We start from the raw sequence: 8,757 nt of genomic DNA on the forward strand, positions 1-8,757 counted from the left end.
GGGTGTGGGAAGGTGGGTGTGGCTGCCGCGCAGGGAGCGCGCCGGGTGCGTTCCCGGCACGCGCTCAGCGCCAGGCCCGCGTGTCTCGATGGGCGGGCCGGCCTCGGGGACGGCGCCTGAAGCCGGGGCCTCGCGGCCCGGCCGCTCAGCCGGTGGATTCGAGCCGCGGCGCGATCAGCCGCAGCGCGACGCCAGTGACGCCGTCGCGGTGTTCCAGCCGCACGATGCGGCCTTCCGCGCTGAACCTCATGTGCGCCTCGGCCAGGTCCATCTCGAAGAACACGGTGCCACCGATGAGGTGGTCGCCCCGGATCTCCAGGTACATGCCGGATGGGCTGATGTCGCGCGTCACGGCCTCCACCCCATCGCCCAGGCGCAGGGGCAGTTGCAGGGGCTCACGGGGCTCGATGCGTTGTTCCACGAACATGCCGGGCAGTGTGGGCTGCAAGCCCGGCCACGGCCATGGGTGCATGTGACCGTTCGGCGTAGGACGCTGTCCCATGCCCGCCTGGGAGCGCAGCCCTGCCTTGCCTTGTCAAGACGCAAACCGAGTAACGAGCCGCAACAAAGTGAAATGGCTGTGTTGTGGCTGACTAGCATGCGCTGCATGTAGTTCCGAAAGAAATGCAAGGGAGAGCGTGATGTCGCAACCAGGCACGTCAGGGAGTATCCGGGTGTTCGTGATCGCACGGCCCATGCATGCCTGGGGCCTGGCGCACATGCTGCAGTCGGCCGGTGACCGGCTGGTGCTGGCGGGCACGGCGGCGGACCCGTCCGAGGCCGCCCGGCTGGCAGGCCGTCATGAGGCCGACGTCATCCTCGCACTGCTGGAGCAGGCCGTGGAGTTCGAGGAGATCGCCCGCCTTCTTGACGGCGTCCCGGCCAAGCTCGTGGTCCTCACCGCCTGCCGCGACACCGCCGTGCTGGACCAGGCGGTGATGGCGGGCGCACGCGGCGTGCTGCGCACCGACGACCCGCCCGCGGCCCTGCTCAAGGCGCTGGAGCGCGTGCACGCGGGCGAGCTCTGGATCGACCGCGTTGCGACCGGCCGCATCTTCCTGGCCATGGCCCGGCAGAAGGCCGCCGAGGGCAGCGACCCCGAGCGCAACCGCATCTCCACGCTCACCCAGCGCGAGCGGCAGACCATCGCCGCCATCACCTGCGACGCCAAGGCCCCGGCCAAGGTGGTGGCCGCGCGCATGTGCATCAGCGAGCACACGCTGCGCAACCACCTGACCTCCATCTACAGCAAGCTGGAACTGTCGAACCGGGTCGACCTGTACGCCTTCGCGACGCGCCACCACCTGACCTCGCTGCGCTGAGCCGTCTCGCCTCCGTTGCTAAGATAGCGGTTGTCGCGCGGCCGCCGGCCGCGCCTGTCGTCCTCCACGAAAGAAGAAACGGGGCGCCGCGGGCCGGCCGCACCCGACGTGCATGAGCTGGCTCACCATCCTGGTCGCAACCCTGGGCGCGGGCATCGGCAGCGTCTGGATCGCGGACGGCCTGATGCGCATCGGCCTGCGAGGCGCCGTGGGCGCGGCGGGCGCCAGCCACCTGCTGAGCCTGGCGGCCGGCGCCCTGCTGGCCACGGCCATGATGCAGCTGCTGCCCGAAGCCTTCGAAGGGCAGGGCCCCGACGGGGTCCGGGCGCTGTTCGCCGTGCTGCTGGGCGGCCTGGTGTTCTTCTTCCTGCTGGACAAGGCCGAGCTCTGGCACCACGGCCACGAGCACCACCACGCCGAGGGCCATGGGCCGCACGATCATTCGCGCGCCCATCCGCACCTGCATGCGCAGCCCGAGCCGCACCCGCACGGCGACGGCCCGCGCCTGCGCTCGGGCGGCTGGTCGGTGCTGGCGGGGGACAGCCTGCATTGCTTCGGCGACGGCCTGCTGATCGCCTCGGCCTTCGCCGCCAGCCCGCGCCTGGGCTGGGCGGCCGCATTCGCGGTGCTGGCGCACGAGGTGCCGCACCACATCGGCGACCTGGCCGTGCTGCGGCTCACCAGCGCGAGCCGGCGTGCGGCGCTGGTGAAGGTGTCGCTCGCCGGTGCGCTCACGGCCCTGGGCGGTGTGGCCGGCGGCTGGCTGGTGCAGCGCCTGCACCCGCAGCTGCCCTACTTCCTGGCCGTGGCGGCCAGCAGCTTCCTCTATGTGGCGCTGGCCGACCTGATCCCGCAGTTGCAGGCGCGCCTGAGCGCGCGCCAGACGGTGGCCCAGGTGCTCTGGCTGTCGGCCGGCATCGCCGTGGTCACACTCGTCAGCCGGCTCTCGCACGGCTGATTGGCACAGCCGTCCTCCACCCAGGCGTGACCGTCACCCTGCCACTCCCAGTGGCCGGGCCCGCGTTGCATGTTGCCGGCGGCGGAGTTCACTGTGGACGCGGCATCGGCCGCGCCCGGCGCGACGGCCGCCGTGTCCAAGGTGCCGGCGACCGCGGCGGCTGGCACCGTGGGGCCCGGGGCATGGGCGGCCTGCTGGGCCGCGGCGGCGGCGGCCCAGAGCGCTGCGCCGCACAGCACGGCCAGGGTGCGCTTCTTCTTGTGCATGGGGTTCTCCTTCAGCCTGCATCGTGGCGCTTGCGTGTGTCGCGCATGCGAAGCGCATGTGAAGAGGCGTAAGCCCTGCAGCGCCCGCGCACGGGGCGGACTACATCTGCGTCGCCCTTGTCCGACACCTGGGTTCCGGGTCGGGTCCTAACGTGGTGGATTCCTTTCTTTCCACATGCCTTCCAGAAGGAGACCACTCATGGCATCACGAGACTACGACGACGGCAGCCGCCCCTGGGATTCGCGCGGCGCCTCGCAGGGACAGGACCGCGGCCCGCAGGGCTCGCACGATCCTGCGCGGGGCGGCTGGAGCCAGGGCGGCCAGGGTGGCCAGGGTCCCCAGGGCTACGGCCAGCAGCGCGACTGGTCCTCGCAAGGCCAGCATGACCCGCACGGCCAGGGCCGGGGCACGAGCGGCGGCGACTATGGCCAGGGCCGCGGCAGCGAATACGGCGGCTACGGCGGCGAGTTCGGCGGCCAGGGCGGCCCCGGCGGCCAGGGCAGCTGGGCCCGCAACGCGGGCGGCATGCAGTCCTCCGGCTTCGGTGGCAGCGGGCAGCCCAGCGGCCTGCAGGGCGGCCAGGGTGGCCAGGGCTACGGCGGCAACCCCGGCTACGGCGGCGGCCAGGGCAGCTGGGGCGGCCAGGCCGGCCGCGGCGACTGGGGCGGCGCCGGCCAGCAGGGGGGATGGACGGGCGGCCAGCAGAGCGGCGGCTATGGCGGCCCGCAGGGCATGGGCGGCGGCTACGGCCAGCAAGGCGGCAGCTACGGTGGCCAGGGCGGCACCCACGAGCCGGGCCACTACGGCGGCATGCAGGGCGGCATGGGCGGCCAGCCCATGGGCAGCGGCTCGGGCGGCAGCATGGGCGGCAGCATGGGCGGCTTTGGCAGCGCCGGCGGCATGGGTTCGCCCTATGGCCAGCACGGCAGCCACGACACCCAGCAGGGCGGCATGGCCGGCAGCACCGGCTACGGGCAGCACCAGCCCGGCATGGGCGGCCAGCACCAGCCCGGCATGGGCAGCACGCAGCTCGGCCAGCATTTCGGCGGCGGCGGCTCGCAGGGCTACGGCCAGCAGCCCGGCCACCAGGGCGGCATGGGCTATGGCCAGCAGGGCTACGGCGGCATGGGCGGCTCGCACCACGACCACGACTACCAGCAGTGGCGCGAGGAGCAGATGCGCAACCTGGACAGCGACTACCACGCCTGGCGCCAGGACCGCTTCAAGAAGTTCTCGGACGAGTTCAACAGCTGGCGCGCCACCCGCAGCGGCGGCCAGGGCCAAAACACCACCCCCGGCGGCTCGGCCCCGGGTGGAATGGGCCACAGCATGGGCAGCGGCAGCAGCGGCGCCAGCGCCGGCGGCCAGCAGGGCCTGGGCGGCTCCAGTGGCATGGGCAGCGCGGGCAGCACCATGAGTGGCAGCAGCCCAAGCAGCACCGGTGCGGGCAGCAGCGCCCACACGGGCGGCAGCACCCAGGCCAGCGGCAACGCGGGCAGCACGGGCAGCAGCGGCAACGCCATGGGTGGCGCCGGCGCGTCCGGCGGCAGCACCGGCAGCCCTTCGGGCAGCAGCACGGCCCCTGGCAGCGCCAAGGGCAGCAAGTAAGGCCGCGCCCGGTGGGCGCACGCGCCCGCCGGGCCGGACGCGACGGCGCGCCCCGCCGACCCCGGCGCCACAGTCACTTCAACACTTCAAGGAACACACCATGAAAAACACATCCTCCCCCCTGCGCATCCTTCCGCTGGCCGTCGCGCTGGCCTTCTCTGCGGGCGCCGCCCTGGCCCAGTCCAGCACCGGCACCACCAGCCCGTCCGGCACCGGCTCGTCCGTCACCGGCGGCCGCGCCGCGCCCGAGGCGCAGCCCGGCACCGGCACGCGCAACGCGCCGCAGGCCGCCAAGCTGGACCGCGCCGACCGCAAGTTCATCCAGGAAGCGGCCGAGGGCGGCATGTTCGAGGTGCAGGCCAGCCAGCTGGCCGCCAGCAAGGCCTCGGACCCGGCCGTGAAGAGCTACGGTGAAACGCTGAACAAGGACCACTCCGACGCCAACAACGAGCTGGTGCAGCTGGCGAACTCGAAGGGGGTGGAACTGCCCGCGGCCCCGGACCGCGGCAAGCGGCGCGACATCGAGAAGATGGGCAAGCTCTCGGGCAAGGAGTTCGACCAGCACTACGTGCGCGAGGTCGGCATCAAGGACCACGAGAAGGACATCAAGAAGTTCGAGAAGGCCGAGGGCAAGGTGAAGGACCCCGAGCTCAAGGCGTGGATCACCAAGACCCTGCCGCACTTGCGCGAGCACCTGGCCATGGCGGAGAAGCTGCCCGAGGCGGGCAGCAAGGCCAACGCGGCCGCGATGGGCAACCGCTGAGCGGGGCGCCCTCGGCGGGTCAGCGCGGCGAGTAGCCGGTGACCCGCCACTTGCCGTCCGGCTCGTGGACGGTGGTGACCACCTCGGCCACGTCGCGGTCCGAGAAGTGGCTGCGGAAGATCACGCTGACGTACTCGCCCTCGGGGCGGCCCGGCAGGCTGGTGCGGAAGTTCGACTCCACCGGGTCGCGCTGCACCAGCGTGCCCATGGGCCCGCGCACCTTGGGGATGGATTCCATCCACGCGTCCAGCGGCACCGTGTCGCGGAACATGCGCGCCGAGCTTTCCCAGGCGCGGCCCCAGTCGCGCCGGTCCAGCAGCGTGAGCCAGCCGGCGGCGGCCAGCCGCGCGGCGGCCTGCTCCTCCGGGTGGCTGGGACCGGCTGCAGCGGCGGGCGCCGCGGGCGTTGCCGCGGGTGCGGGTGCGGTGCCGTCCCCCTTGGGCGGCTTCAGCTGCGCGTGCGCCAGGCCGGCGCCCAGCGCCAGGGCGGCGGCGAGGGAGAGGGTGGGAAGGAAAGGCTTCATGGCGGGAACGGTTCGGATCGTGCAGGTCTGTCTGTCGGACAGTCTAGCTTGCCGCAGGTTCGTCAAGCGCAGGTAAACCGCGCAGCAGTTGGCGCATGAGCCTGGCGTTGGCCTGCCCCTGGTCCTCGCGGTTGGTGTTGAAGACGATGTGCAACTGCGCCGCCTCGGCCGCCACCTGCCGCACCTGCGGCAGCATGGCCGCGAGTTCATCGGGTGCGTACCACCAGTCGAAGCGGCTGGACGAGGTCTCGCTGCGGATGTTCCAGGTGGCGGTGTTGCGGCCGTGCAGCCGCAGCAGCGCCAGGCGCGGGTGCGTGACGGCCCAGACGCAGGGCACGGTGTTGTCGAAGCCCTGCGGCGCGTCCACGATGGTGTGCACCACGCCCAGCGCGCGCTCCATGGCGAGCGTGGCCGCCTGCGCGTCCCCGCCCTCGAACCAGCTGCGATGCCGGAATTCGACCGAGAGCAGGTCGCCGGGCATGCGTTCCACGCAATGCGCGACGTGGGCGATGCCGGCCCGGTTGCGCGTGACCCAGGGCGCGAACTGGAAATGCACGGCACCCAGCTTGCCCGCCGCGCGCAAGGGCGCCAGCGCGAGCGAGAAGCGGCGCCAGAGCTCGTCGCGGATCTCGGGCGGCGTGGAGGCGTAGTACAGGGTGCGCGGCGCCGCGGGCCCCAGGGCCTGCTGCAGGTCCTTCTGCAGCACGATGGGCGAGGTGGCGTGGCCGGTGAAGAGGCGGAAGGCCTTGACGTTGAAGGTGAAGCCCTCAGGCGTGCGCTCGGCCCAGCGCTGGGCGTTCGCGGGCACCGGGATGCCGTAGTAGCTGGAGTCCACCTCCACCAGCGGGAACTGGCTCGCGTAGTGGCGCAGGCGCGCCTCGGCGCTGTTGCAGCCCGGGGGGTAGAAGCGGCCGCAGGCGATCAGCGATTTGTCGGTCCAGGAGGCGGAGCCGATGAGGATGTTGCCGTCCACTGGATTAATATACAGGTCCCGCCTTCCTTCCGCCATGGACACCCTCAACGCCGAGCAGTCAGCGGCCGTCACCCACGGCACGGGCGAGACTGCCGCCGACACCCGCCCGCTGCTCATCATCGCGGGCGCCGGCTCGGGCAAGACCCACACGCTGGCGCACCGCGTCGCCCACCTGATCCGGCATGGCGCCGATCCGCAGCGCCTGCTGCTGCTCACCTTCAGCCGCCGCGCCGCGCAGGAGATGGCGCAGCGCGCCGGGGCCGTGCTGCAGCGCGCGCTGCAGCTGCCGCCCACGCAGGCGCCGCCGGGCCTGCCCTGGGCGGGCACCTTCCACGCCATCGGCGCACGGCTGCTGCGCGAGTACGCGCCGCGCCTGGGCCTGGAGCCCGGCTTCACCATCCACGACCGCGGCGACGCCGAGGACCTGATGGGCCTGGTGCGGCACGAGACCGGCCTGTCCGCCACGCACAAGCGCTTCCCGCAGAAGGGCACCTGCCTGGGCATCTACTCGCGGGTGGTGAACACGCGCGAGCCGCTGGCCGCGGTGCTGGCGTCCACCTACCCCTGGTGCGCGGCCTGGGAGGCCGAGCTCAAGACCCTGTTCGGCGCCTATGTGGAGGCCAAGCAGGCGCAGAACGTGCTCGACTACGACGACCTGCTGCTGTTCTGGGCCGAGATGATGGCGGAGCCCGCGCTGGCGGCCGAGGTGGGCGCGCGCTTCGACCATGTGCTGGTCGACGAGTACCAGGACACCAACCGCCTGCAGGCCGAGATCGTCCGCGCGATGAAGCCCGGCGGGCAGGGCGTGACGGTGGTGGGCGACGATGCGCAGAGCATCTATTCGTTCCGCGGCGCCACGGTGCGCAACATCCTCGACTTCCCCCACCAGTTCAGCCAGAGCGCACGCATCGTGACGCTGGAGCGCAACTACCGCAGCACGCAGCCGGTGCTGCAGGCCTCCAACGCGGTGATCGCGGCGGCGCGCGAGCGCCACGCCAAGCAGCTCTGGACGGACCGGGGCGCGGGCCGTCCGGTGCAGCTGCTGCTGGTGCCCGACGACGCCGGCCAGGCGCGCTGGATCGCCGACGACGTGCTGCGCGAGCGCGAGGCCGGGCTGCGCCTGAAGAGCCAGGCGGTGCTGTTCCGCACCAGCAGCCACAGTGCCGCGCTGGAGCTGGAGCTGGCGCGGCGCAACATCCCCTTCGTCAAGTTCGGCGGGCTCAAGTTCCTGGAGGCCGCCCACGTGAAGGACGTGCTCGCGCTGCTGCGCTTCGCCGAGAACCCGCGCAGCCGCATGGCGGGCTTCCGCGCCGCCTTGCTGGTGCCCGGCATCGGCCAGGCGAGCGCCACGCGCCTGCTGGACGCCATGGCCGAGGCCGCGGACCCGGTGGCGGCCCTGCAGGCCTTCGTGCCGCCGCCGCAGGCGCAGGCCGACTGGGCCGCGTTCGCCGCCCTGTACGCCCGCCTGCGCGAGCCCGCGCTCGCCTGGCCCGCCGACATGGAGCTGGCGCGCGCCTGGTACCAGCCCCAGCTCGAGCGCCTGCACGACGACGCCGCCGTTCGCAAGCTCGACGTCGAGCAGCTCGCCCGCCTGGCCACCGGCTTCGCGAGCCGCGAGCGCTTCCTGACCGAGCTCACGCTGGACCCGCCGCAGTCCACCAGCGACGAATCGGGTGCGCCGCACCGCGACGAGGACTACCTGGTCCTGTCGACCATCCACAGCGCCAAGGGCCAGGAGTGGCGTTCCGTGCACGTGCTGAACGTGGTCGACGGCTGCATCCCCAGCGACATGGCCACCGGCACCACCGAGGAGATCGAGGAGGAGCGACGCCTGCTCTACGTCGCCATGACCCGGGCGAGGGACCGGCTGACGCTGGTGGTGCCGCACCGGTTCTACGTGACGCAGCAGTCCGGAGGCGGCGACCGCCACATGTACGCCGGGCGCAGCCGGTTCATCGCCGAGTCCATGTTGCCGCACTTCGAACAGCTCACCTGGCCGGCTGCGGATGCGGCCGCGCCCCTGCTGGCGCGCGAAGCGGCAGGGCCGGTGATGTCGATACGGGCGAGGGCGCGGGCGGCTTGGCGCTGAGCGTCGGACGGGGGGTGGGCTCGTTCTTCGATTGCCCGCCTTCACTTCCTTCGCAAACCCAGCTCCGTTCGTCGCAGGTGTCCTAGTAAAGGTCCAATGCCAAGCGCCGAGCGCACGCTGCGTTTCGTGCCTGCATCACTTCAGGCAAACCCAGCCCCGGCCGCCGGCTGCCTGCTGCCGCGCCCAATGGGGCGGTCGGCACTTCGTGTCCGACTTCCCCTGCGATGCTCGGTCCAGGCCCCGCGGCGTAACTC

At 72.4% G+C, this 8,757-nt stretch carries 8 protein-coding genes; 5 read left to right on the top strand and 3 right to left on the bottom strand.

Features of this window, described 5'->3' with window-relative positions:
* Positions 1–145 precede the first annotated feature (145 nt).
* Positions 146–427 carry a PilZ domain-containing protein gene (locus IM725_RS18930; RefSeq protein ID WP_193782197.1) on the bottom strand — a complete coding sequence of 94 codons (282 nt, stop codon included), beginning with the start codon at positions 425–427 and terminating at the stop codon, positions 146–148.
* Between the two features lie 247 nt (positions 428–674).
* Here IM725_RS18930 and IM725_RS20745 point away from each other — a divergent pair, with 247 nt between their 5' ends.
* From IM725_RS20745 to IM725_RS18950, 4 genes are all read left to right on the top strand, one after another.
* Positions 675–1,322, top strand: a complete 648-nt coding sequence (locus IM725_RS20745; protein WP_287065981.1) for a LuxR C-terminal-related transcriptional regulator — start codon at positions 675–677, stop codon at positions 1,320–1,322.
* A 112-nt stretch (positions 1,323–1,434) separates the two neighbouring features.
* Complete coding sequence (locus IM725_RS18940; protein WP_193782199.1) at positions 1,435–2,280, top strand: ZIP family metal transporter; 846 nt, start codon at positions 1,435–1,437, stop codon at positions 2,278–2,280.
* A 465-nt stretch (positions 2,281–2,745) separates the two neighbouring features.
* A complete protein-coding gene (locus IM725_RS18945) occupies positions 2,746–4,155 on the top strand; it encodes a hypothetical protein (RefSeq protein WP_193782200.1) in 1,410 nt (469 codons plus the stop codon).
* 100 nt (positions 4,156–4,255) lie between these two features.
* Positions 4,256–4,918, top strand: coding sequence for a DUF4142 domain-containing protein (locus IM725_RS18950; protein WP_193782201.1), 663 nt, complete (start codon positions 4,256–4,258; stop codon positions 4,916–4,918).
* Between the two features lie 19 nt (positions 4,919–4,937).
* On the opposite strand, the gene IM725_RS18955 is transcribed toward IM725_RS18950, so the two are convergent.
* Together IM725_RS18955 and IM725_RS18960 are read right to left on the bottom strand one after the other, a co-directional pair.
* Positions 4,938–5,441: a DUF4019 domain-containing protein gene (locus IM725_RS18955; protein WP_193782202.1), complete on the bottom strand. Its 504-nt coding sequence runs from the start codon at positions 5,439–5,441 to the stop codon at positions 4,938–4,940.
* Positions 5,442–5,484: 43 nt separating this feature from the next.
* Positions 5,485–6,414: a DUF72 domain-containing protein gene (locus IM725_RS18960; protein ID WP_287065975.1), complete on the bottom strand. Its 930-nt coding sequence runs from the start codon at positions 6,412–6,414 to the stop codon at positions 5,485–5,487.
* A gap of 34 nt (positions 6,415–6,448) precedes the next feature.
* On the opposite strand from IM725_RS18960, the gene IM725_RS18965 reads away from it, so the two are divergent.
* Positions 6,449–8,503, top strand: coding sequence for an ATP-dependent helicase (locus tag IM725_RS18965; RefSeq protein WP_227753950.1), 2,055 nt, complete (start codon positions 6,449–6,451; stop codon positions 8,501–8,503).
* Positions 8,504–8,757: the final 254 nt, after the last annotated feature.

The organism is Ramlibacter aquaticus, from assembly GCF_015159745.1.
Classification (GTDB): Bacteria; Pseudomonadota; Gammaproteobacteria; order Burkholderiales; family Burkholderiaceae_C; genus Ramlibacter; species Ramlibacter aquaticus.